The following is a 25,824-nucleotide window of genomic DNA, read 5'->3' on the forward strand; positions in this document are numbered from 1 at the left end:
GTATTGAGTTCTCTCTTTTAGCAGCTAGCCTGATCAATCATTCAGGGGAAACGCGCCTAGTATAATAGAATAACCGCTCAGACGAAACCGTTTGCGTGAACAAAATAACGGCATTTAACTTAGAGTGTTTTAATGATTAATTGGTGTAATCAAGTTGCGTCTTGCCAATATGTTAAGCAAAATGCTCGATTACTGGAAATTTATCCATGTTAAAATAACGATTTTACACACAACAATAAACAACGTTAACGAGAACCAACCTATTGAATAATATAAGGATAAACTATTTCGTTATCGTTATCATAGCGCTCTTTTCAGCGGCTATTATCGCGTTGAATATTACATGGCCTGATAGGCAAAAAGCGCAGATAAATAAGATTTTATCTCGTGGTGAGTTAAGAATCAGTACGATACCTTCACCATTGATAACGATGAACGATAAAAAGGACCCCGTAGGTTTCGATTATGAATTAGTGAAACGCTTTGCAGATTACCTAGGCGTGAAACTTGTCGTTAATATGCGGACAAATATCAACCAAATGTTTGACGATCTGGAGAATAATAAAGCTGACTTTATCGCCGCCGGATTACTTTATAATAAAGAGAGACTAGATACGACGCGCAGTGGCCCTGCTTACTTTTCAGTTTCTCAACAGCTCATTTACCGTAAAGGGACATTAAGACCACGTAGCTTTGATACATTAGATGGGCGTCTTGTTGTCACTGCGGGCTCTGCTCATGCAAGTTTATTGCGAACATTAAAAGAGACGCAATATCCCGAGCTTGAGTGGGAAGAATCAGATAATCAAACAACCTCACAACTGCTAGAAGCCTTATCAGAAGGTAAAATAACCTATGTGTTAGCAGACTCAATCAGTGTTGCTGTGCAACAACGCATTCATCCTAATGTTGCCGTAGGGTTTGAAGTCACTGAAAGCCGTCCACTAACGTGGTATCTGCCAGATGGTGAAGATAATAGCTTATATGCAGCGATGCTCGATTACTTTAATCAATTATCTCAAGAAGATGTATTAGCAAGGCTTGAAGAAAAGTATTTTGGTCATGTGGGTTCATTTGATTACTTCGATACGATCTCTTTTATTACGGCAATAGATTCCATTTTGCCAAACTATCAACCTCTTTTTGAAAAGTATGCAGATACTTTCGATTGGCGGTTATTAGCCGCTATGGCATGGCAAGAATCACATTGGGATCCTCATGCTACATCACCAACGGGAGTTAGAGGATTGATGATGTTAACTCGCCCTACTGCATCAAGTATGGGCGTTACTGATAGACTTGATCCTGAAGAGAGTGTTCGAGGAGGAGCGCAATATCTTAAGCATCTTCTTTCACGCTTACCGGATTCTATCCCTGAAGATGAAAGAATTTGGTTTGCATTAGCCGCATATAATATGGGATTTGGTCATATGCTTGACGCCAGAAGGCTGACTGAGCAACAAAATGCCGATCCTGACAGTTGGCTAGATGTAAAATCAAGATTACCTCTACTTAGCCAAAAGAAATATTATGCAGACCTCCCTTATGGCTATGCCAGAGGCCATGAAGCTTATCGTTATGTTGAAAATATTCGACGATATCAACTTAGCCTTGTCGGTTACCTTCAAGCCAAAGAGAGCAAAAATAAAATATTATCTAAAGATAAAGAGACTGATAACGATGCAGAACAAGCAAAATCATCATTATCATTGACTCAAGATATGGCTTATCAATAATTTTTGTACTTAAAAACAGCCAATTAAATAACATAGCCTCTTTTATAGAGGCTTATTTGTGCCATATCTACCATTCAAAAAATCACTTCAACCATAAAAGCCATCCGTAAATTAATGTTTTCTTAATATTAAAAATTGTTACATTTCTTCATGCTATTTTTACCCAAAATAGGGAAAATTCATGTGTTAAAAAATGTAACACTCATTAGCGAAAACACTCACTCAATGAGTAAATTGTATTTTAAATGACCTAATTAGTCATTTTAAGACTATCAGAATAGGTGAAATATTAGAAAAAATTAACTTAAATACGTAGGAATTATCTCATTAGTTATTATTCATTTTATGATTATTATTTTTGGAGAAACTTTTTTTGCGATAAAAATTAACCTAAACATACCTTTACTAACATCTAACTTATTGAATTATATATATTACGATAATCTATAATTAGTTTTATTAATTTTTCTAACCTAATGTTAATAACATTACTTTTCGTAAAGTTAAAACAATGTTAATTATATTGTCTATTAAATTTATCTGCCTGATAAACTTTTTCACCCATAAATTGAGTAATAAAAAGAATAAATCTATATAAAACTCTATTAATATGGAATAGGCAAGATTAAATATGAAAATTGAGTAAATCAACAAAACGTTATATCAAATAGAGCGTCTTTATTGATATCATATAAACCAGTCATTATTCGAAACAACTCGAAATATAATGCAAATCAATTTTTATATTCCGACATTAATATTATTTTTCTATAAATAATACGCACGATCTTCAAGGGATTATCTATAATGAAACTGAGTAAAATTGCTTTAGCTGCTGCTTTAGTATTTGGTATTAATTCTGTTGCAACTGCTGAAACTCCGGCACCCAAAATTGGCGCAACTAAAGGCGAAATTCAATTAAAAGGTGAAATTGTTAATTCAGCTTGTGGATTAGCAGCTTCTTCAAGTCCTGTTATTGTTGATTTCAGTGAAATCCCAACTTCTGCATTAGCAAATATGCAGAAAGCAGGTAACGTTAAAAAAGATATCGAATTACAAGACTGTGATACTACCGTAGCAAAAACCGCTACTGTTAGCTATACACCAAGCGTTGTTAATGCAACAAATAAAGACTTAGCATCTTTCGTATCTGGCTCAGCTTCTGGCGCGGGTATCGGCTTAATGGATGCTGGCAGCAAGTCAGTAAAATGGAACACAGCAACTACACCAGTACAATTAGTTAATGGTGTTTCTAAGATCCCATTTGTTGCTTACGTTCAAGCTGAATCAGCAGACGCTACTGTAACTCCGGGTGAATTCCAAGCCGTTATCAACTTCCAAGTTGATTATCAGTAATCGTTTTATTTATTTAAATTAATTAAATAATAAATTAATTACTGCATTAACGCAGGGGATTTCCTCTGCGTTAAATTTGATAAAACACTTCAATTTAATAAAAATAAAATAAAAAGTAATTAAATAAATATTCATTATTTAATTAGTTTTTATTTAATTAATAATTAGGCGTTTATTCATGTTAATTTCTTTTTTTCACAGCACAATATGGAAAAATATTTGTGCCATTTTGCTATTGTGCTTAGCGTTTTCCGCTCAAGCTGAGCAAGATGATTCTGTGGAATTTAACATTCATATGCTAGATGCCGAAGACCGAGATAATGTTGATTTATCTCGTTTTGCAACTTCTAATTACATTATTCCGGGTATGTACTACTTAGATATCCGTATAAATGGTCGTGACTTCCCTCGTCAGAACATTAATTATATTGAAGTAAAACCTAATTACTCCATCGCTTGTATTGATCCTACCCTTCTAACAAAGTTAACAATTAACGAAGAAAATCAAAAGTTTATCGAAGAGATCTCACCCGATTGTTTCGATATTAGTCAATTACCGGGTATCTCTATCAAAAATGATGGCGGTATTCTCGATATTGTTATGCCTCGTTCATTAATGAAATATGAAGATACCGATTGGACACCACCTGAATTGTGGGACCCAGGTATATCTGGACTTTTAGTTGACTATACCTTAACAGGTACATCAACTCGCCCGAATAAAGGCAATAATAACAACTCATTGACAGGATATGGGCAGGCTGGGATTAACCTTGGCGAATGGCGACTACGTGCTGAATATCAAGGAAACTATTCATCTGAATATTCATCAAATAATAGCTTTGATTGGAATCAGATTTACGCCTATAAACCATTACCTAACCAAGCGGCAAAATTGACGCTCGGTGAAACGTATTTAAACTCTCAAGTTTTTGATAGTTTTCGTTTTACAGGTGCCAATATACAAAGTGATGAAAGAATGTTACCCCCTTCTTTGCAAGGTTATGCACCTGAAATTCATGGTATCGCAAACACTAATGCCAAAGTAACTGTCACGCAAAACGGCCGCTTAATTTATGAAACCACAGTACCTGCGGGTCCTTTCGCGATTAAACATTTACAAGATACCGTACAAGGTCAATTAAATGTCAGAGTCGAAGAGCAAAATGGTAAAGTAACCGAATTCCAAGTACAAACAGCCAATCTACCTTATATGACTCGTCCGGGCTCAGTGCGTTATAACACATCAATGGGTCAGTCATCGCTCAACAACCATAAAATGCAAGGTCCTGTTTTTTATCAAGGCGATTTTTCATGGGGGATGAATAACACATGGTCGCTGTACGGTGGGGTTTTATTGACGGCGAAAGATTACAATGCGTGGTCATTAGGTTTAGGTCACGATATGGGACGTTTAGGTACACTTTCAGGTGATATTACTCAGTCTTATAGCAAAACCTATGATAATGAAAATATCAACGGGATGTCATTCAAACTAAACTACGCTAAAACATTCGATGAGTACCATAGTACGATTACTTTTGCGGGTTATCGCTTTTCAGAGAAAACATTCCGATCTTTCTCTCAATATATCGATGAACGTTACAATGACATTAATAACAATGGCTATGAAAAAGAGATGTATACCATTACAGGTAACAAAACTTTTTGGGCTGATGACATTGAAAAATCAACAACACTTTATCTCTCTTACCGACATCAAAATTATTGGGATAAAAATACACAAGAACAATATGGTGTTACGGTAAGCCGTAATTTTTCTATTATGGGTATAGAGCAAATTAATACTAACTTATCTGCATTTCGTACTCAGCATAAAGGAAACACGGATGACAGTATTTCTTTCAATATTTCAGTTCCATTAGGAAGTGGCAAAAGTATTGGTTATAGCTTGCAAGACAGTAACGGAAAAGTGAACCAAATGGCCACTTATTCTGATAATAGCAATTATAATAATCTGTGGCGCGTCCGTGCCGGTTTAAGCTCAGACAATAAAGCCAATACTGATGGTTATTATCAACACCGTTCGCAATATGCAGAAATTAACGCCAATGCAAGCTATCAACAAGATAACTATATTGCACTAGGTGCAACAGTCAAAGGTGGATTTACTGCAACACGTCACGGTGCCGCATTACATAGCAGTAGCATGACATCAAGTACTGCTCGTATGATGGTTGATACAGATGGAGTATCAGGTGTGCCATTTAACAACCAAAGCACAACAACAAACCTATTTGGTATTGGCGTATTAACTGACTTAACGAGTTATAACAATGTTGATGCGCGTATTGATGTTGATAAAATGGGTTCAGATATTGAAACACACAAAGCCATTACTTCTGCAACGTTAACTGAAGGCGCGATTGGCTACTATAAATTCCCAGTTCGCCAAGGTGAGCGCCTAATGGCTATCTTACAAACTGCCGATCAAAAATACCCGCCATTTGGTGCTGAGCTCACCAATAAAAACGGTGAGAATATGGGAATGGTGATGGAAGATGGCCTAGTTTATATTGCCGGCGTTAACCTTAATGAATCATTAAACGTAATCTGGGGTGGTAAAACTCAGTGTACGATTACAATTCCTGCTGCAATTAACGATCCACTAAAACGTGAATTGTTGTTATGTCAGGAACTTTAATGCACAAAATGAATTAATAGAGATAATTGTATGAACTCATTCAACACACTCAAAACGCTTTTTTGTGGCTCATTAATTGCACTCAGCATAGTGAGCACAACTCAAGCAGGCGTGTCATTAGATAGAACTCGTATTGTACTTATGGGCAACGAAAACTCGGCTAGCGTAAACCTAAAAAACACTAGCCCTGATATTCCTTTTTTAGCTCAATCATGGGTTGAAAATGAACACGGACAAAAAATCGCTTCTCCTTTAGTAGCGTTGCCACCTTTGCAGCGTCTTGATGGTGACCAAAAAGGCGTTGTCAGAATTACCAAAACAGCAGAAATTGGTCTTTTGCCACAAGATAGAGAATCACTTTTTTATTTAAATGTGCGTGAAATTCCACCAGCCCCCAAACAAGCTAACGTGTTACAAATGGCAATGCAGTCTCGCATTAAATTATTCTACCGCCCAACAGCTGTTATTCCTGAAAAACCAGGCATGATTTGGCAAGATCAATTAGTGTTTAAAAAACAAGGTAATCAATTTATTGCCGAAAATCCGACACCTTATTACATCACTATTATTGGGCTTTCTAATAAATTAAATGGTGAAGATAGCGATAAGTTAACCACATTCCCTGGTTTAATGATTGCCCCTAAATCCTCACTGGAAATTCCCGTTAAAACCAGTAGCGTCAATCAATTTTACATGATGTATGTAAATGATTACGGCGGACATCCAGAATTAAAATTTGTTTGCCAACAAAATAGCTGCAAAGCAGCCCCAAAAGAACAACAACCCAAATATTAATCAACTTGACGCCGGTAGGAATAAAATGAAATTAACAACAGCAAATTTTTATTTCAATACGCTAAAATTACTTTTTACTGGCGCAATGTTATGTACTCCAATTGTTGCATCTGCTTATATTCATGGTGAGGTTCGCACGGTTGGAGGTCCTAATATTTTTAGAGTTGAGTTAAATAACGCAACCTTTCCTAATAACCGACCAGGCGAAACGGCCACTGTTAACTTTTCCTTACCTGACAGATATTTAGCGACAGTTTATTGTCCTAAAGATCCCTTAGTTCCGAATTCTCGTACCTATTATATGGCTAATTCCGACTTACGCTATTTAGGTAATAATTACTATGAACTTAATGAATACGTCGATGTTAAGATCAAGTTTTCCATTTGGGGACCTGATTCACTCCCTACCGTTCCTTTTATTGAAAAACCTAACAATCGAAATGGGCAACAAGGTTGCCGTGTTCCTCAATCACCCAAACCTAACATGTCATCAGGAAGTAGTGGTGTATTAGTCTTCCGCTTAAAAAAACCCATTATTAATGGGGTTTCATTAACAGGACAAGCTGTAGCTCAAATGTATGCACGTGTAGGTAATGGCTTATATCAAGAATATGGCCCTGAACCCATTTCAAAATTAGTGATTAATTCAGGAATATTAACCACGGAAGATAAATGTACATTTAATAATGGCTCTCCCATTACCTTTGATTTTGGCAATGTCGGTAATACTTCTGACTATTTAAATGGTCAAAATTATAAGATCACACGCAATATTCCCATCAAGTGTGAAGGGGGAAGTTTTACTAATCCTAACAGTCGAATTATGTTTAAAATTCAAACTGGGAGCTCAGGTATCGCTAGTTTTAACCCTAATTATCTTGGCACAACCGGACCTGTAGATAGAACAAATCTAGGCATTGTTTTAAGAGACAAATCAGGAGCGATTGTGCCACCTAATCAATATTTTTCTGTCGGGAAACTGAATAATTTTAAAGGAAGCTGGGAAGTCACCGCGGCTCCCATTGCAAAAACAGGTAGCAAAATTACAGAAGGTGAATTTTCAGCACATGCCACATTAGTTGCGGAGTTTATGTAATGGGAAACACCATAATAAAATCGACTCTTTCTCTTTTATTATTACTTTCACCCTCCACCTTTGCTGCAACAGAACTGATTGGTGGCGATATGGAATTTAAAGGTGTTGTGGTAGCACATGGTTGTACTATTGTTGCTGGTGATGAAAATAAAGTAATTGATTTCAAGCAGATATCAGCAAAAGATCTCTATACTTTTCAAAAAAGTGAGCCGGTTGCTTTTAGTATCAGTTTAGAAAACTGCAGTCAGGATATTTATAAAAGTGTCACGATTACGTTAGATGGGAAAGAACATCCTACTATGCCCGACCACCTAGCTGTTGTCGGCACAGGATCTGAAGATCCTAAAAGTATCGGGATTGTATTTACAGATCTTCAACGCAATATTATCCAATTAAAAAAGCCGAGCTCAACTCGACTTCTTAATAATAAGCGTATTCAGTTTAATTTTATGACATATGTTGAGGCATCACCCTCTGCGCTGAAAAATCAAACATTGCTAACAGGCCCTTTCCAAGCTCAAGCAACGTATACGCTTAATTATCAGTAAACAGGTATTATTCTTTTATTACTGATCCCGTATTGATGAGAACTGGACTGTTTTTTTGCTTTTTAAGTTGTTTCTTTTCAGCCCTTCTCATTTTAAAGAATTGGCTTAAAAGTTGCGAACACTCTTCACCTAATACACCTGATGTTATTTCAACTTTATGGTTCATTCCGGGATGCTGTAAAATATCAATAAATGAACCTGCCGCACCGGTTTTTAAATCTGAGGCACCGTAAACCACGCGTTTTACCCGACTATGTACAATCGCTCCGGCACACATTACACAAGGTTCTAAGGTAATATAAAGTGTCGCATCGAGTAGACGATAATTTTGTAAATGCTTCCCTCCTTTGCGTAACGCCATAATCTCTGCATGTGCAGTGGGATCGTTATCAATAATTGAATGATTCCATCCTTTAGCAATGATTTTATTATCAACGACTAATACTGCGCCCACCGGTATTTCACCGATTTCTTGTGCTTTTTGCGCTTGCTCAATCGCTTTATGCATCCAATAAATATCATCTTTAACTTTATTCACAAGGATATCTCTTCATTATCATATAGCGGGATATTGTACCCTGTTTTCTATTGATAACTAAAGAGATTGTCTTGGATTGTTTATGACAAAGATAGCAAGATAAAACTTTAGTTTACGCGCGCTTCTGTGGCTAATTTGATCGCTAAAGCGCCTAAGATTGTTGCCATAAACCAACGTTGAACGAGTGCCCAACGAGGCCTTTGCATAAAGAATCCAGCAATCGAGCCAGCGGCAATAACAATCAATGCATTGACTGCAATACTAATAATAATTTGAATGCTACCTAATACTAATGATTGATTTAAAACACTGCCATTTTGAATGCTAATAAATTGAGGCAACAGTGATAAGTACATTAATGCGATTTTAGGATTGAGCAGATTAGTGATAAACCCCATAACAAAGAGCTTTGTCATATTACCAGAAAGTAATTTTTTGGGATGGAAAATAGAACGCCCACCGGGCTTAATAGATTGCCAAGCGATATAAAAAAGGTAAATAGCACCACAAATTTTTAATGTATCGTAAGCATAAGGCACTGCCATAAAAATAGCTGTAATACCAAATGCCGCTAATAACATATAAAAAATATAGCCAACAGCTACACCAATTAATGAAATAAACCCAGCTTTTTTCCCTTGAGAAATTGATCGTGAAATCAGGTAAATCATATTAGGGCCGGGTGTTAGCACTAATCCTAAGGATAAAAGCGCAAACGTCCACATATTAAACAATGTTGGCATAGTATACCCCTTTATATTATTTTGTTATTTAACATCAATAACAGAGTGTTAAGTGTGCTGAATACCACAAAAAACACTATTTTTTGTTACTATTTTCTTGTTATTCATTTTTGTTTTTTTATTACCAAAAAAGCGGAAGGATCTTGAAAAATGCGTTATCGAACATTATCACCACCAAAAAACCTAACATTAAAAACATTACGAAATGTTATTCATGCAACTGGCTTTTATTTCTCTTCATTAGCCAATATTTAATATTTTATTTATACATTCTAATAAACCATTTGAACGATGCTACTTTAGGAAATTGCCTATAAATGGTAACCTAACTCCCCCTTTGCTTATTGCCTATTAAACAAAAAGATTGGGGTAATATTCCTATTTGAATGATAAAACACGACTTTATCGGATATAGCGACACAAACTGATAGATGGTAACATATAAGTGCAAGATATAAGTTACTGAAATTTAATAATTTATATATTAAGTGACTGATATGGCTTTACTAATTACAAAGAAATGCATCAACTGCGATATGTGTGAACCTGAGTGTCCAAATGATGCGATTTCAATGGGGGATGAAATTTATGAAATTAATCCTGATCTTTGCACTGAATGTGTAGGGCATTACGATAAACCAACTTGCCAATCGGTTTGTCCGATTACTAACACGATCATCACTGATCCGACTCATCTTGAATCTCAAGATGAATTATGGGAAAAATTTGTGTTGATCCACCACGCAGATAAGATCTAAATCTTAATTGATGATTTTGTGGGTGATAAATCTAAAAACGCTATTTTTCTAAAATAACTGTCGCACAAGCATAACGCTGTTCATCAGCAAGTGTTACGTGAATAGAGTTTATCCCCGCTTTCTCTGCCATCTCTTTTGCAACCGCTAAAAAATGCAGGGTAGGTTTACCTAACTCATCATTACGTACTTCAAAATGATTAAAAGCCAATCCTAAACGGATCCCTGTTCCTAATGCTTTTGCCGCAGCCTCTTTTACTGCAAACCGCTTAGCTAAAAAGCGGATTGGCTGTTTATGCGATTGATAGATTTCCCATTCTGTTTCCGTAAGGATGCGACGAGCAAGGCGTTCACCAGAACGCCCTATAATATCTTCAATACGTGATATCTCGACGATATCCATACCTAAGCCAACAATAGCCATTAGCGACGTGCTTCTCGCATTAAGCGTTTCATTTCTTCAACCGCGGGAGCTAATCCACTAAATACAGCTCTACCGATAATTGCATGACCAATATTCAGTTCATAAAGTTCAGGTAATGCGGCAATACGTTGCACGTTGTGGTAATGCAAACCATGTCCCGCATTCACTTTTAAGCCTTTAGATGCGGCGTAAGCCACTGCATCACGAATACGGACAAACTCTTTTTCTTGAGCGATTTCATCTTCTGCGTCAGCATAAGCGCCAGTGTGGATCTCAATAAAAGGTGCGCCAACACGGTCGGCTGCGTTAATTTGTTCATGGTCTGGGTCAATAAAAAGCGAAACTTTGATACCCGCTAAAGATAAGCGTTTAATGGCATCAGCAACTTTTGCTTCATTGCCAACAACGTCTAAACCACCTTCTGTTGTCACTTCTTGGCGTTTTTCAGGTACTAAACAGCAAAAATCAGGCTGAGTTTGACAAGCTATCTCGATCATCTCTTCAGTGACAGCCATTTCCAGATTTAATCTTGTCTGAACTGTTTGGCTTATCAACATTAAGTCACGATCAGTGATATGACGTCTATCTTCACGTAAATGGATAGTAATACCATCAGCGCCAGCTTGTTCTGCAATAAAAGCCGCTTGAACAGGATCGGGATACGTTGTGCCTCGGGCATTACGAAGGGTGGCGATATGGTCAATATTAACACCAAGTAGAATATCAGACATGCTCTTCTCCTGAAAAATAACGTTGCATTACCTTAGTTTACACATTCCATAGAGAAGAAAAAGACAATATTACTGTTCTATCATCAATGCTCTTTTCTTTGGGGATTTTTTAATAGCAAATTGTCTAAAAAGTTCTCTACTTTTTAATGGTTTTCCGCCTAAATAAGGCTTTAATGCCATTCGAGTAAACCTTTTCGCCGCTTTTAATGTTTCAATAGTAGGAAATTCGCGACTGGCTAAGGATTTTAATTCAAATCCAGTAAAACTATTATGATCCACCACTAAACTCGCAATAAAACCTTTTTCTTCTCGATAACGATAAGTCATCGAATCGGAAACAGGCTCCCCACTTCCGGCACAATGCAGAAAATCTAAGCCATAGCCAAGTTGTGTTAATAGTGCAAGTTCAAAGCGTCTTAGGGCGGCTTCGGGTGTGGTATCGCTAGCGGCAAGGATTTGCAAACAAGAGAGGTATTCAAAAAAAAGCACACTATAAGACGTGCCATTTTCTAAAACGCGAGACAATAACTCATTAAGATACAAGCCACTGTATAGTACAGAGCCTGTCAGTGGTAACGCTAAAGAGATAGGTTCAGCATCACGAAGTGTTTTCACTTCTCCTCGCCCACTCCAACGAATGAGCAAAGGAGTAAAAGGTTGAAGTGCCCCTTTTAAGGGTGAGCGACGGCCTCGCGCACCTTTTGACAATATGCGTACTCGCCCTTCATTTTCAGTGAAAAAATCGAGTAATAAACTCGTTTCACTGTAAGGTCGAGCATGGATAACAAATGCACGTTGCCAGCCATCCACTTCAGTTACCTACTTTAAATCGTCCACATAGCCAAGGCTACGTAAAGCACGTTCATCATCAGCCCAGCCAGCTTTGACTTTCACCCAAAGTTCTAAGTGAACTTTGTTTTCAAATAAGTCTTCCATATCCATACGGGCTTCAGTACCAATTTTCTTGATTTTCGCACCTTTATTACCAATAACCATTTTTTTCTGGCCTTCACGCTCAACCAGAATTAATCCGTGGATATCATAGCCACCACGCTCATTGGTAACGAATTGTTCAATTTCAACAGTGACAGAATAAGGTAATTCTTCACCTAAAAATCGCATCAATTTTTCACGAATAATTTCTGATGCCATAAAACGCTGAGAGCGATCAGTGATATAATCTTCAGGAAAGTGATGAGTCGCTTCAGGTAAACATTTACGCACGATTTTCGCTATCGTATCGATATTCATGTCTTTTTCAGCACTGATCGGCACAACATCAAGAAAATCCATTTGTTGGCTTAAAAAGCCAATATGTGGAAGTAACTTGGTTTTATCAGTCACGTTATCTACTTTATTAATGGCTAATAAAACAGGGCAACGCAATGATTTTAATTTATTTAACACCATTTCGTCATCAGGCGTCCAGTTGGTACCTTCAACAACGAAAATAACTAATTCAACATCACCAATTGAACTGCTTGCTGCACGGTTCATCAGTCTGTTGATAGCTCGCTTTTCTTCAATATGCAAGCCGGGTGTATCCACATAAATCGCTTGGTAAGCACCATCTGTATCAATACCCATGATACGGTGACGCGTCGTTTGCGGTTTACGAGATGTAATAGACACTTTCTGCCCCAGTAATTGGTTCAGTAGTGTTGATTTTCCCACATTTGGGCGACCGACTATCGCAATAAATCCGCAATAGGTTTGTTCTTCGCTCATTCAAGCTCCAGTTGTATTAATGCCTGTTCAGCAGCGGCCTGTTCAGCTTTACGACGGCTTGTTCCCATCCCTTTGACAGGTTGTTCGATACCGCTTATCTGACAATGGATCGTAAACTCTTGATCATGGGCTTCGCCTCGAACCTGTACCACAATATAAGAAGGTAAAGGTAAATGACGGCCTTGCAGATACTCTTGCAAACGAGTTTTAGGATCTTTTTGCTTATCGCCCGGACTGATTTCAGCCAAACGATTCTCATACCAGTTTAAAATAATTTTTTCGATATTTTGAATATCACTATCAAGGAAAATTGCACCAATTAAAGCTTCTACCGTATCTGCTAAAATTGATTCGCGACGAAAACCGCCACTTTTTAATTCCCCTGGGCCTAAACGTAAGCACTCGCCTAGTTCAAATTCACGCGCTAATTCAGCGAGAGTATTTCCACGAACAAGCGTTGCTCTCATTCGGCTCATATCACCTTCATCAACACGAGGAAAGCGATGATAAAGTGCATTAGCAATCACATAGCTTAGAATTGAATCACCTAAAAATTCTAAACGTTCATTATGTTTACTGCTGGCACTTCGATGCGTTAAAGCCTGTAGTAATAATTCATTTTGCGTAAAAGTATAGCCCAGTTTCTTTTGTAACTGGTTTACTAATAAAGTATTCATGTGCGATCAATTTCCATAACTTAATTTGAAGCACACGCAACAAATCTGTTTAAGACAACGAGAAATTATCGGGTTGGATAACAGAACTGTTGCGTTTGCACTGGCTCCTGTTAATAGCAGGAGCCAATCATATTTAAAGAAGCGACATATTCTACACTTAGATAAGAAGGAATGCTGTCGCTATTTTGTTAATAATTACTTAATGCCACCGATACGGCTAAAACGAACGCCAGTTGGCCATTCATTTTCTACTTTTTCAAAGCTCATCCAGATTGTTGTTGCTTTACCTACTAAGTTTTTCTCTGGAACAAAGCCCCAGAAGCGACTATCCGAACTACCGTCTCGATTATCACCCATCATAAAGTAATGACCTTCAGGAACAATCCACGTACCGACAGGTAATCCGGGTTGGATAAACTCAGGCATCGTCATATCACCCGGTATTGTCATAATACGGTGAGAGACTTTATCAATAGTTTCTACCCTTTCTTCTTCACGTAATTGAGTTGCTGTTGAAATAGGCTCCTCAATTGGAATAGATTTCATACCATTAATACGCTGACCACCTGGTACATTTTGTAATAATAGCGTCCATTCACTTGGATAAGCAGTACCATAAGTTACTGATATTTCTTCATTACAAATAGTCTTATCACAATTTGGATAGATATGTAGTTTTTTCGACATCATATCATAAACAATTTTATCGCCTGGTAACCCAATAACACGTTTAATAAAATCAGTAGATGGATCACGAGGATATTTAAATACGGCGATATCACCTCGTTTCGGCTTCCCTGTATTAATTAACGTGGTTTGTGTAATTGGATCTTTTAATCCATAAGCAAACTTTTCAACCAAGATAAAATCGCCAACCAACAAGGTTGGCATCATGGAGCGAGAAGGTATTTGAAACGGCTCATACACAAATGAACGCAGAACCAAAACAATAATCAAAACTGGGAATAAAGAGCCTAATGTCTCTGCCCAGCTTGGTTTATTAATTGATTTTGCTAACTCTTGCTGATCCTCGGTCCCTTGCGTCATCTCTTGAAGACGCTTTAGTTTTGCTTTTCGGGCTGGCTTGAGCTTAAAGCGCTCAATTCCCCAAAAAACTCCCGTTATTAGCGTTGCCAGCGTTAGGATCAAGGCAAACGTGTTAGCCATGTTTTCTCCTTAAATTATTTATCTTTACCAACATGAAGAATGGCTAAAAACGCTTCTTGTGGTAGCTCTACGTTACCAATTTGCTTCATACGTTTTTTACCATCTTTCTGTTTCTGTAACAGTTTCTTCTTACGGCTAACGTCACCACCATAACATTTGGCTAATACGTTTTTACGTAACTGCTTAACAGTTGAACGAGCAATAATATGGTTACCAATTGCCGCTTGGATAGCGATATCAAACTGTTGGCGTGGAATAAATTCTTTCATTTTTTCCACCAGCTCACGGCCACGATAAGGTGCATTATCATTATGTGTAATCAATGCTAAAGCATCAACGCGATCACCGTTAATCAAGACATCTACACGTACCATGTTAGAGCCTTGGAAGCGAATAAAGTTATAGTCTAAAGAAGCATAACCGCGTGATGTTGATTTTAAGCGATCAAAGAAATCTAATACCACTTCAGCCATCGGAATTTCATAAGTCAATGAAACCTGATTACCATGATAGACCATATTGGTTTGAACACCGCGTTTTTCGATACATAAAGTAATTACGTTACCTAAATATTCTTGCGGTAATAACATATGGCATTCAGCGATAGGCTCTCTGATTTCCTCAATATTATTGAGTGGTGGTAATTTAGACGGGCTATCCACTAATACAATATCACCATTCGTCATTTCGACTTCATAAACAACGGTTGGTGCCGTTGTAATCAGATCGAGGTCATATTCACGTTCTAAACGTTCTTGAATAATCTCCATATGAAGAAGACCCAAGAAACCACAACGGAAACCGAAACCTAATGCAGATGAGCTTTCTGGTTCATAGAATAATGAAGCATCGTTTAAGCTTAATTTACCTAATGCATCGCGGAATGATTCATAGTCATCAGAACTAATTGGGAATAAACCCGCATAAACCTGTGGCTTAACTTTCTTAAAGCCTGGCAATGGTTTATCTGCTGGTTTTTGTGCCGCAGTTAAAGTATCCCCGACAGGAGCACCTAAAATATCTTTAATACCACAAACAACCCAGCCGACTTCACCACAATTTAATGATGTAGTATCAATTTGTTTTGGCGTAAAAATACCAATACGGTCAATGTTATAAACCTGTCCCGTACTCATTACCTTGATTTTATCGTTTTTGCTGACTTTACCGTTTTTAACACGGATCAGTGAAACAACACCAAGGTAATTATCAAACCAAGAGTCAATAATCAGTGCTTGTAATGGCGCGTCTGCATCACCTTCAGGTGCTGGAATTTCTTTAACAAGACGTTCGATAACTTCTTTAACACCAATACCTGTTTTTGCAGAGCAACGCACTGCATCTGTGGCATCAATCCCCACAATGTCTTCAATTTCTTCAGCAACACGCTCGGGCTCTGCTGCTGGTAAATCTATTTTATTTAAAACGGGAACGACGGTGAGATCCATATCCATCGCTGTATAGCAGTTTGCTAATGTTTGCGCTTCAACCCCTTGCCCAGCATCTACGACCAATAAGGCGCCTTCACACGCAGCAAGTGAACGAGATACTTCATAAGAGAAGTCAACGTGTCCTGGGGTATCGATAAAGTTAAGCTGATAAACTTCACCGTCATCAGCGGTGTAATTCAAGGTTACGCTTTGCGCTTTGATTGTAATACCACGTTCACGCTCAAGATCCATAGAATCAAGAACCTGCGCAGCCATTTCACGATCTGATAAGCCACCACAAATTTGAATAATTCGATCTGATAACGTCGATTTACCGTGGTCAATATGTGCGATAATGGAAAAGTTACGTATGTTTTTCATTCTGAAATTATTTTTCTCTATTGCTTTGCTCTATAAATCTGGCTTTGGAGTCATTCATGGACACAAAGCGAAAACTCTATATTGCAGGAGTTATTATTGATGACGCATTCTACACACTAGAGACATTATACTCAAAGAAACGTTCATCAAACACAAACATTTATGCTAAGACTTGCATTTATTTATAATTTTTCGTGGGTAATTTCCAGATATAGAAACGTGTTGATTTAAGATAAATATTATTACAAAAGCAGCATGATAAAAAAGATGGGGCAATTGCCCCATCTTTTTAATTAACTCATTATTCTTGAAATTGAACCTTAAGTTCATGGGGTGGAAGCCCTATTTGCAAGACAATAGGTTCAAAACCTTCATCTTTACTCCACCAAGTCGCCACTTTTTTGGCAAATAAAAAACCAAGGGCGCCTCCCACAAGTCCACTGCAAAAAATAGCAAATTCACTCGAAAACCAAAGGCTTGCAATGCCCGCGACAATAAATAAGCCAATAAGCGGTGTTAAATACACTAGCATTGCGGAAAGAAGTAGATTGTTTTCAGGAATACCCACTTCCACTTTTTGCCCTTCGACTAAAGGTTGTGCTACGGGAAGTTCGAGTTGATGCACTGTCTCAGGTCCTATTTTATTTAATAAATAAGAACCACACGCAGCGCGAGCTTGGCAACTACCACAGCCAGAAGACGATCCATAGCGCAATAACGCACGTCCTTCATGCCAATGTATCACTGTTGCCCACTCTTTAACCATAACTTATACCCTTTTACTTTTTCGTAAATACAACACTATTCACTATCGCTTGTGCCGTAGGAAATGGTAACTGACCAATAAAGGTAATTTCATTACCTTCTTTGACGTAGGTATAAATTGTATTACGACCATACCGCAACATTTTATCACGTTCGGGCGAATTAACCTGTTGACCGCTTTTATTAACATAAATAGAGAAGTCAAATAAGCCATCGCTAAATAAAATAGACTGACTAAATTCAGTTTCAGAAATTTGATGGTTACTGCGTTTTACCTCTTTAAACCCCTCAGGTAATTGACTAACCGACCAGTTATAAACCAAAGGCTTAGCTTTGGGCACCAGCAATAAAGGTGGCATATTGACGGTACGTAACGAATTAAGTTCAGTTTTGACTTCATTCCCTTCATTAACAGTGATCACGCGAAATTGTTCAATAATGTCATTATTCTTATCTAACAGATCGACTCTTAAAGGCAGATATCTTTCTTCATCAATAAACAAGACATAATCATAACGGTCATTATTTTTTGATAGTACACGAACAACTCGGCTTGGAATATCACCAATATGCGTTCTACCTGCATCAATAAAATTATAATAATCTGATAATTCATTGAAATTTTGGTAAATGATAGAAGGGATATAATCAACGATATGATCATTTCTTAAGCTAAAAGCATCTAAGCCCGGCTCAAAATAACTGATTTCATCACCACGTTGAACTATTTCACGGCGAGTACTATCCATTTGCATTAATTGTGCAAGCGGTTTGCCATCAATAAGAGTGTGACGGTAGCGAATAGGAACAATACCTTGAGAATTGATATTGATAAAAGATAATTCATAGGTAGAGCTTTGACTTGTCTGACCCATCCTTTGCAACAAAGCCTCGACACTACCTGTTTGAGGTTGTGCCAAGGCTTGTATCGGCATTGACAGGCTGCCCACCAGCAATAAGGTGGATAACCATGATTTTTTCATTACGACTATTTCATTCCCACACGTTATTTATACATTCACATCTATTATTACTGTGCTGCTACGGGGTGAGTTTCACCTTGAGCGCTAACTGGCGCTTCATTTTGTGGTGCATTATAGATACGACGATCTAACTCATACTGTTGCAACATTAAGCCAAGGCGCTGATTACGCTCTTGTAAACGTGTTTGTTGGTCTTTACCTAAAGTATCGTTTTGAAGATTTAAGCTTACTGGTGAACCTGCCCCCATAATAGGTTGAGTATTAAATACAGGCGTATCTACTTGGAAATCTTCAGAACCACTTTTTCCATTATATTGCTGAACACCAACAATAACAGCTAATGAAACACAAGCCGCGACACCGATTTGAGTTAACTGACTTGCCCAAGGACGTAACGTTTGTAAGAAAGAGTGCTGACGCCATTGTGATGGCGCAGGTTGCTGCTCTCGTTGTTGTTCAGGACTTATGCGAACAGGTTCATTCTCTAAAGCGAGCGCAACACGACTTGCGATATCGAAGTGGACTACTTCACCTACATCACCACGCATTGTGTCACGAATTAAATGGTAGCGTTGCCATGTCTCTTTCATGGAGTCATCACGAGCAATTGTACCCATTAATTCTTTATCAAGAACTTCGCCATCCATAAATGCAGAAAGTTTTTCTTTTTGCATGTAAAAGTACCCTTCAGTCAATGATGGTTCACCCACAATTAAAACTCTTGTATTAATGGTTGAACCTTATTATCAATAGCTTCTCGCGCCCTAAAAATACGTGAACGTACTGTTCCGACAGGGCAATCCATAATGACCGCTATCTCTTCATAGCTCAGCCCGTCAAGTTCCCGAAGTGTAATAGCAACCCTTAAATCTTCAGGTAATGACTCTATGGTGTGAAAAACCACTCTCCGTAACTCTTCAGACAACATTAAATTCTCAGGGTTCGAAATTTCTTTTAGTGCATTGGGTGATTCGAAATTTTCAACATCACTTGCATCTAAATCATTCGAAGGCGGACGTCGCCCCTGTGCGACCAGATAATTTTTTGCTGTATTTACAGCAATGCGATAAAGCCATGTGTAAAAAGCACTATCTCCACGAAAAGAACCGATGGCACGATAAGCTTTAATAAAGGCTTCTTGCGAAACATCTGGCACATCGCCCTGTGGTACATAACGGGAAATCAGGCTTGCTACCTTGTGTTGATAGCGGATAACCAGCAAATTAAAAGCGTTCTGGTCACCATTTTGTACCTTTTCAACCAACATTTGGTCCGTTAACTGCTCGCTCATTAGAGATGGACTCTCCCGAAGTCAAGCTTCGCACTATTTTTAAATGACTCCGTCATATTTACTCTCGTTATTCCTTCTCGTTTTTATGAGCTACAAGACTTAGAGCGTAAAAATAGTATGAAGTTCAATTCAATCATTATTTTAAGAGATGAATCACAAAAAAATCATCATGGTGATCACCCAACCAAAATGCAATTTGCCAATAAAAAAACGATAACACAATGATATTATTTAAATATATACGATTACTTACAACAATATATATTATCTTAAACAATGTATTATTAAATATAGATTTAATAATACAAATAAAAGTCAGTCACCCAAGATTGGAACTTCTCGGTATAGTGCCCTTCATTATTACGAATAATAAGTTCATCTGTACTGCATTCAACACTATCTTGATTTTGTCTTTGAAACGCTAACAAAATTCGATGATAAGGTTTATCCGCACTGTCTTTAATATTAACGCGTTTTACAACATGCCACTCTTTTTTTTCTGCAATTTCAATAAATTGCTCACCAATAGAATAAGGTAATACAACACAGAACAACCCATCTTCAGTGATAAGTGATTGCGCACTATCTAACAATCCCTCATGCGTTAAGGTTTTGGTATAACGAGCTTGCTCGCGCATATCATTTCGACACGCAATTGCCGGCTCAAAATAAGGTGGATTACTAACAATCAAATCATACTTCTTTTGCACTTGCTCCGCATAATGATGAATATCACTATGATGGATATGAATAAATGCGTGCCATAGTGACTCTTGGGTATTTTCTGTAGCTTGTAATGCCGCTTTCTCATCAAGTTCAATACCATCAATACACTCAATTTTATTTGCTCGTTGAGCTAACATTAATGCAATTAGTCCACTCCCCGTACCAATATCAAGTGCTCTTTTGACATTATTAATAGGTGCCCAAGCCCCTAATAAAACACCATCTGTCCCCACTTTCATTTCACACTGATCATGAGCAACAAAAAATTGTTTGAATGTAAAACCACCTTTGCGTAATCCCGCTTTTTTCACTTTCTTATGATTCATCTATTAACTCTATTGATTTGCACAGCAATCTCTTTTTTTATTGCTTATCAATCATGTCATGGAAAAAGAGATATATGATAAGATAACGTTTCTACAACCCCTATCTTAACATTAAACTATTTGTATACGATGCACGCTTATTTAGATTAAGCCTAAAAACAACGAATACCTTCGTCTATCGGTAATATATAATGTGATAGCGGTAAATCCTCTGGCTTTTAGCGGGGGATAATGTCAAAATCCGCGCCCTAAACAGAGGTATACAATGACAGCCACGACATTTTCCAGTCTTGAACTTGATGAAAGTTTATTGACCGCATTAGAAGAAAAAGGATATCAACGTCCTACTGCTATTCAAGCAGATGCAATTCCAGCTGCAATGGATGGACGCGATATTTTAGGCTCTGCGCCAACAGGCACAGGGAAAACTGCGGCCTTTTTGCTTCCAGCAATTCAGCACTTGCTTGATTATCCACGTAAAAAATCAGGTCCGCCGCGTATTCTTATCCTGACACCAACACGCGAACTTGCCATGCAAGTTGCCGATCAGGCAAAAGAATTATGTGCGCACACCCATTTAGATATCGCCACGATCACAGGCGGTGTTGCTTATATGAATCACGCTGAAGTCTTCAGCGAGAACCAAGATATCGTTGTTGCAACAACAGGTCGTTTATTACAGTATATCAAAGAAGAAAACTTTGACTGCCGTGCTGTGGAAATGCTGATTTTAGATGAAGCAGATCGCATGTTAGATATGGGTTTTGCTAACGATATCGAAACGATTGCAGGTGAAACTCGCTGGCGCAAACAGACATTACTGTTCTCTGCAACACTAGAAGGTAATGCGGTTATTGATTTTGCACAGCGCATTCTCAACGAGCCTGTAGAGCTTAATGCCGATCCCTCTCGCCGTGAACGTAAAAAAATTCAGCAGTTCTATTATCATGCAGATAATCTCGAACATAAAACAGCGTTACTTGCTGCATTATTAAAGCAAGACGATGTTAAAAAATCGATTGTCTTTGTTCGTAAAAGAGAACGAGTAAGAGAGCTTGTTACTGCATTAGAAAAACAAGGTATTAAATGTAGTTACCTTGAAGGTGAAATGGCACAAACACAGCGTAACGATGCGATCAAACGTTTAGAATCAGGCAAAATGAATGTGCTTGTTGCCACAGACGTTGCTTCTCGTGGTCTTGATCTTGATGACATTACACACGTTTTCAATTTTGACTTACCTCGTACTGCGGATGTTTACTTACATCGTATTGGTCGTACAGGACGCGCTGGTCGTAAAGGTATCGCAATTTCATTAGTTGAAGCTCACGACCACCCATTATTAGGAAAAATTGGTCGTTACGTTCAAGAGCCAATTAAATATCGTGTTGTTGCAGAACTACGTCCAGAAACCAAGGCACCAAGCCTGAAAGCAACATTCAAACCTTCGAAAAAAGTGCTTGCAAAACGCAAAGCGAAAAAAGAAGAAGAGAAAAAAGCAGTTAAAGAAAAAGTACGGACTCGCGATCGTAAAAATATCGGTAAACGTCGCAAAGCAGTCACTGAGCATACAGAAAAAAAGGTTGCGCCTACTGCACCAGCAAAAGAAACGAATACTGATAACAAATAATCTATACTCTTTCTGATGTTATAAAAAAACCGTAGCTATACAATATAGTTACGGTTTTTTGTTATTTTCTCTTTTGTCTAAATTACATAGAAAAAAAGCCCGATATTTTCATACCGAGCTTATGATTAACTTATTACTTTAGTGAAAATTACAGGCTTTCTGTGAAAGTACGAGTAATAACATCACGTTGTTGTTCTGGAGTCAGTGAATTAAAACGTACAGCATAACCAGAAACACGAATAGTTAATTGAGGATATTTCTCAGGATTGTTAACAGCATCTTCCAGTGTTTCACGGCTTAATACGTTAACGTTAAGGTGTTGACCACCTTCTACACGAACAACCGGTTTAGATTCTACAGGCACTTCACGGTATTCGATATTGCCTAACTCTTTACGGTTAATCACTTGACCTTCTTCAAAGCCTTTTTTAGCACAGATGCAACGAGCTTCGCCGTTTTCATCATCTAATAACCAGAAAGAGTGTAATAAATCGTCGTTATCAGCTTTAGTAATTTGGATACCAGTAATCATTTCGACCTCCAATTTGGGCGCAAAATCAAATTCTAATCACATATCAGAACTTGGGTATTTGGTCTAACCAATGTTTCTGTCTACTTATATACCAGTATAAATGGCGTCATTCTTTGATAAATATCAATAAAATTCATAAGCATTTTATCCAACAAGGTGCAAAGTATTGTTTTAAATCAACAATCACTTACCGCCGCCTTGCAATTTTTTTTGTAAATTTTCAAATAAAAGTTGAGAAATCAATTAATTTTTATTTTTAGTCCGTAATATTTTCATTCCCCTGATGAAATCGGTAAGCTTAAAGACGATAAGATATCAACAAGGATTTTAGGTTATGACTACACCATTAACTTGGCATGATGTGATCGGTGCTGAAAAAGAAAAGCCTTATTTTCATCAAATTATGTCTCAAGTTGCACAACAAAGAGCCGCAGGCAAAATTGTTTATCCTCCTCAAGAGGATATTTTTAATGCTTTTCGTTTTACACCTTTTGATAATGTGAATGTCGTTATTTTGGGACAAGATCCTTACCACGGTCCTAATCAAGCACATGGACTCTCTTTTTCCGTGCGACCAGGTGTGCCTGCACCGCCTTCATTAGTCAATATGTATAAAGAGCTTGAAAAGGAATACCCTGATTTTAAACGCCCTAACCATGGCTATTTAGAAAGCTGGGCAAAACAAGGGGTTTTATTACTTAATACCGTATTAACGGTAGAGAAAGGTCAAGCACATTCTCATGCTAACTATGGTTGGGAAGTCTTTACTGACGCGGTCATAGAACAGATTAATCAGCGCAGGGATGGGGTTATTTTCTTACTTTGGGGCGCGCATGCTCAGAAAAAAGGACGTTTTATTGATACAAATAAACACGTTATTTTAAAAGCACCTCATCCATCACCGCTTTCTGCCCATAGAGGCTTTTTAGGTTGTGGTCATTTCAAACAAGCCAATGATATTTTGCAACAGCAAGGTCGCACACCAATCAATTGGCAACTTGATCCGGTTGAATAACCCCCCCCTTATAAAGCATAAAACCGCACAATAACAAGAATATTAAATAATCTTCGTATTGTGCGGTTTACTTTATCGACATGTACTAACTCATGTGATAACGAATGTTTTATCGATATTATTTAGAAACAATAACCATAGCTGGGCGCAATAAACGACCATTTAAGGTATATCCTTTTTGCATAACATCGACAACATGATTAGAGTCATGTTCTGGGCTATCAATTAAAGTCATCGCTTGGTGAACTTCAGGGTTAAATACTACATTTTTTTCTTCAACCACTTCGATACCAAATTTACGAACAGCATCTAAAAATGATTTCAGAGTTAATTCTAACCCTTCAATCATTGGCTTTAATGATTCATTTTCATGATCAGCCGCAGATAAAGCACGTTCTAAATTATCGAGTACCGGCAATAACTCGTTAGAAAATTTTTCAAGTGCAAATTTATGCGCTTTCTCAATATCTTGTTGAGTACGGCGACGCACATTTTCAACTTCAGCTAGCGCACGCGCCATGGCTTCACGCTCTGTTTTTTGTGACTGCTCCAGTTGTTTTTCAAGAGAATCAATACGCGCTAATGCTTCCACTAACTCCGCTTGAGCATTAAAGTCCGCTTGTGCTTCTTCGGTCATTGCTGACTCTTGAGACTCATCCATTACTGATCCCATTCCTTCTTTTTCTTTTGAGACTTGCTCTTCATGTACATTTTGTTCTTTACTACTCATGAACATCTCCGCGTAATTTTGGTATTCATCTTCATATTTAGTTTATTATGGGGATCAATAAACGGGTTTCAAGGAATTGGCGCAAAACGAGGGTAAAAAAATGCCAGATCATACCGTAATGGAAGAAAAACACTTTAAATGCATTGGCATTGTTGGTCATCCACGCCATCCCGAAGCAATTTCAACTCATGAAATGCTCTATCATTGGCTATTGGCTCAAGGTTATGACGTTATTATTGATACACAAGTTGCTCAAGAACTAAAACTAGAAAATGCACAAACGGGTGATTTAACACAAGTTGGCAAAATTGCCGATCTGGTCATTGTTGTTGGTGGTGATGGTAATATGCTTGGCGCTGCGCGCGTGTTATCTCGTTATAATATCAAAGTAATTGGTGTTAACCGAGGTAATTTAGGCTTTCTTACTGATCTTGATCCCGATAATGCCTTACAACAATTAACCAATGTGTTAGCTGGGCACTATCGTGAAGAAAAACGTTTTTTACTTGAAGCTCGCGTCTGTGCGGAAGGTCAAAGAAATCGTATTGGTACAGCAATCAATGAAGTTGTACTTCATCCCGGCAAAGTCGCTCATATGATTGAGTTTGAAGTTTATATTGATGATCGCTTTGCTTTCTCTCAACGTTCTGATGGCTTAATTATCGCAACACCAACGGGATCAACCGCCTACTCACTTTCTGCGGGGGGGCCTATTTTAACCCCAAATCTTGACGCTATTGCACTTGTGCCTATGTTTCCACATACCTTGTCAGCACGCCCTTTAGTTATCAGCAGTGATAGCCAAATTCGCTTAAAATTCTCACAAACAAATATCGATTATGAAGTCAGTTGTGATAGCCAATTAGTGTTACCCATTAAAGAAGGTGATGAAGTTATTATTAAAAGAAGTCGTCAAAAACTCAATTTAGTTCACCCGACTGATTACAATTATTTTAATACACTCAGCTCAAAATTAGGTTGGTCGAAAAAAATGTTCTAATTTTTATGCCTCACTACTTTACTGTATAAAAAACCAGTTTATACTGTATGTAATTA

Annotated in this window: 26 protein-coding genes; 10 read left to right on the plus strand and 16 right to left on the minus strand. The window is 37.8% G+C overall.

The features are described from left to right. Window positions 1-263 precede the first annotated feature (263 nt). The 6 genes from mltF (at window position 264) to DK865_RS14575 (ending at window position 8,196) form a co-directional block, all read left to right on the plus strand. Window positions 264-1,736, plus strand: coding sequence for a membrane-bound lytic murein transglycosylase MltF (gene mltF / locus DK865_RS14550; RefSeq protein WP_036912531.1), 1,473 nt, complete (start codon window positions 264-266; stop codon window positions 1,734-1,736). Between the two features lie 807 nt (window positions 1,737-2,543). Further along, window positions 2,544-3,092, plus strand: coding sequence for a fimbrial protein (locus tag DK865_RS14555; RefSeq protein ID WP_006533475.1), 549 nt, complete (start codon window positions 2,544-2,546; stop codon window positions 3,090-3,092). Between the two features lie 178 nt (window positions 3,093-3,270). Then, window positions 3,271-5,757, plus strand: a complete 2,487-nt coding sequence (locus DK865_RS14560; protein ID WP_109392237.1) for a fimbria/pilus outer membrane usher protein — start codon at window positions 3,271-3,273, stop codon at window positions 5,755-5,757. A 30-nt stretch (window positions 5,758-5,787) separates the two neighbouring features. Further along, window positions 5,788-6,552 (plus strand): fimbrial biogenesis chaperone, encoded by a 765-nt coding sequence (locus DK865_RS14565; RefSeq protein WP_023581607.1) that lies wholly within the window; start codon window positions 5,788-5,790, stop codon window positions 6,550-6,552. A 25-nt stretch (window positions 6,553-6,577) separates the two neighbouring features. Beyond that, a complete protein-coding gene (locus tag DK865_RS14570) occupies window positions 6,578-7,648 on the plus strand; it encodes a fimbrial protein (RefSeq protein ID WP_109392238.1) in 1,071 nt (356 codons plus the stop codon). Next, the gene (locus tag DK865_RS14575) at window positions 7,648-8,196 is read left to right on the plus strand and encodes a fimbrial protein (protein WP_109392239.1); all 549 of its coding nucleotides are present in this window, start codon (window positions 7,648-7,650) and stop codon (window positions 8,194-8,196) included. The genes DK865_RS14570 and DK865_RS14575 overlap by 1 nt, the downstream gene beginning before the upstream one ends. A 7-nt stretch (window positions 8,197-8,203) precedes the next feature. On the opposite strand, the gene tadA is transcribed toward DK865_RS14575, so the two are convergent. Both tadA and DK865_RS14585 read right to left on the minus strand, forming a co-directional pair. Then, window positions 8,204-8,734, minus strand: a complete 531-nt coding sequence (gene tadA, locus DK865_RS14580) for a tRNA adenosine(34) deaminase TadA (RefSeq protein WP_036912525.1) — start codon at window positions 8,732-8,734, stop codon at window positions 8,204-8,206. Between the two features lie 107 nt (window positions 8,735-8,841). Further along, entirely contained in the window at window positions 8,842-9,477 is a 636-nt protein-coding gene (locus DK865_RS14585; protein WP_109392240.1) for a LysE family translocator, read from the minus strand. Between the two features lie 497 nt (window positions 9,478-9,974). Here DK865_RS14585 and DK865_RS14595 point away from each other — a divergent pair, with 497 nt between their 5' ends. After that, window positions 9,975-10,235, plus strand: a complete 261-nt coding sequence (locus DK865_RS14595; RefSeq protein WP_023581604.1) for a YfhL family 4Fe-4S dicluster ferredoxin — start codon at window positions 9,975-9,977, stop codon at window positions 10,233-10,235. A 40-nt stretch (window positions 10,236-10,275) separates the two neighbouring features. Here the strand turns inward: DK865_RS14595 and acpS are convergent, their stop codons facing one another. From acpS to trmN, 12 genes are all read right to left on the minus strand, one after another. Continuing rightward, window positions 10,276-10,656, minus strand: a complete 381-nt coding sequence (acpS, locus tag DK865_RS14600; protein ID WP_023581603.1) for a holo-ACP synthase — start codon at window positions 10,654-10,656, stop codon at window positions 10,276-10,278. Beyond that, the gene (gene pdxJ / locus DK865_RS14605) at window positions 10,656-11,387 is read right to left on the minus strand and encodes a pyridoxine 5'-phosphate synthase (RefSeq protein ID WP_023581602.1); all 732 of its coding nucleotides are present in this window, start codon (window positions 11,385-11,387) and stop codon (window positions 10,656-10,658) included. The genes acpS and pdxJ overlap by 1 nt, the downstream gene beginning before the upstream one ends. 69 nt (window positions 11,388-11,456) lie before the next feature. Next, on the minus strand, window positions 11,457-12,197 hold the full coding sequence (gene recO, locus DK865_RS14610; RefSeq protein ID WP_036912520.1) for a DNA repair protein RecO: 741 nt from the start codon (window positions 12,195-12,197) through the stop codon (window positions 11,457-11,459). A gap of 9 nt (window positions 12,198-12,206) precedes the next feature. Beyond that, window positions 12,207-13,115, minus strand: coding sequence for a GTPase Era (era, locus tag DK865_RS14615; protein WP_023581601.1), 909 nt, complete (start codon window positions 13,113-13,115; stop codon window positions 12,207-12,209). Further along, on the minus strand, window positions 13,112-13,792 hold the full coding sequence (gene rnc / locus DK865_RS14620) for a ribonuclease III (protein WP_069367822.1): 681 nt from the start codon (window positions 13,790-13,792) through the stop codon (window positions 13,112-13,114). Before rnc ends, era begins: the two co-directional genes overlap by 4 nt. 195 nt (window positions 13,793-13,987) lie before the next feature. Beyond that, window positions 13,988-14,959 (minus strand): signal peptidase I, encoded by a 972-nt coding sequence (gene lepB / locus DK865_RS14625; RefSeq protein WP_023581599.1) that lies wholly within the window; start codon window positions 14,957-14,959, stop codon window positions 13,988-13,990. A gap of 14 nt (window positions 14,960-14,973) precedes the next feature. After that, window positions 14,974-16,770: a translation elongation factor 4 gene (gene lepA / locus DK865_RS14630; RefSeq protein ID WP_023581598.1), complete on the minus strand. Its 1,797-nt coding sequence runs from the start codon at window positions 16,768-16,770 to the stop codon at window positions 14,974-14,976. A 301-nt stretch (window positions 16,771-17,071) separates the two neighbouring features. Continuing rightward, a complete protein-coding gene (gene rseC / locus DK865_RS14635) occupies window positions 17,072-17,536 on the minus strand; it encodes a SoxR-reducing system protein RseC (protein WP_023581597.1) in 465 nt (154 codons plus the stop codon). A gap of 13 nt (window positions 17,537-17,549) precedes the next feature. Continuing rightward, window positions 17,550-18,518, minus strand: a complete 969-nt coding sequence (gene rseB / locus DK865_RS14640; RefSeq protein ID WP_036912515.1) for a sigma-E factor regulatory protein RseB — start codon at window positions 18,516-18,518, stop codon at window positions 17,550-17,552. A gap of 47 nt (window positions 18,519-18,565) precedes the next feature. Then, complete coding sequence (rseA, locus tag DK865_RS14645) at window positions 18,566-19,192, minus strand: anti-sigma-E factor RseA (protein ID WP_231128725.1); 627 nt, start codon at window positions 19,190-19,192, stop codon at window positions 18,566-18,568. Window positions 19,193-19,230: 38 nt separating this feature from the next. Then, window positions 19,231-19,809 carry an RNA polymerase sigma factor RpoE gene (rpoE, locus tag DK865_RS14650; RefSeq protein ID WP_023581594.1) on the minus strand — a complete coding sequence of 193 codons (579 nt, stop codon included), beginning with the start codon at window positions 19,807-19,809 and terminating at the stop codon, window positions 19,231-19,233. Window positions 19,810-20,105: 296 nt separating this feature from the next. Further along, entirely contained in the window at window positions 20,106-20,861 is a 756-nt protein-coding gene (gene trmN, locus DK865_RS14655) for a tRNA(1)(Val) (adenine(37)-N(6))-methyltransferase TrmN (RefSeq protein WP_023581593.1), read from the minus strand. A 265-nt stretch (window positions 20,862-21,126) separates the two neighbouring features. On the opposite strand from trmN, the gene srmB reads away from it, so the two are divergent. Then, on the plus strand, window positions 21,127-22,491 hold the full coding sequence (srmB, locus tag DK865_RS14660) for an ATP-dependent RNA helicase SrmB (protein WP_023581592.1): 1,365 nt from the start codon (window positions 21,127-21,129) through the stop codon (window positions 22,489-22,491). Window positions 22,492-22,639: 148 nt separating this feature from the next. On the opposite strand, the gene grcA is transcribed toward srmB, so the two are convergent. Then, complete coding sequence (gene grcA, locus DK865_RS14665) at window positions 22,640-23,023, minus strand: autonomous glycyl radical cofactor GrcA (RefSeq protein ID WP_023581591.1); 384 nt, start codon at window positions 23,021-23,023, stop codon at window positions 22,640-22,642. A gap of 334 nt (window positions 23,024-23,357) precedes the next feature. On the opposite strand from grcA, the gene ung reads away from it, so the two are divergent. Then, entirely contained in the window at window positions 23,358-24,038 is a 681-nt protein-coding gene (gene ung, locus DK865_RS14675) for a uracil-DNA glycosylase (protein ID WP_023581590.1), read from the plus strand. 118 nt (window positions 24,039-24,156) lie between these two features. On the opposite strand, the gene grpE is transcribed toward ung, so the two are convergent. Next, entirely contained in the window at window positions 24,157-24,768 is a 612-nt protein-coding gene (grpE, locus tag DK865_RS14680; protein WP_023581589.1) for a nucleotide exchange factor GrpE, read from the minus strand. A 118-nt stretch (window positions 24,769-24,886) separates the two neighbouring features. On the opposite strand from grpE, the gene nadK reads away from it, so the two are divergent. After that, window positions 24,887-25,768 (plus strand): NAD(+) kinase, encoded by an 882-nt coding sequence (gene nadK / locus DK865_RS14685; RefSeq protein WP_052026909.1) that lies wholly within the window; start codon window positions 24,887-24,889, stop codon window positions 25,766-25,768. The last annotated feature ends 56 nt before the right edge of the window (window positions 25,769-25,824 follow it).

It is taken from the genome of Proteus cibi (assembly GCF_003144405.1).
In the GTDB taxonomy this organism is placed as follows: Bacteria; Pseudomonadota; Gammaproteobacteria; order Enterobacterales; family Enterobacteriaceae; genus Proteus; species Proteus cibi.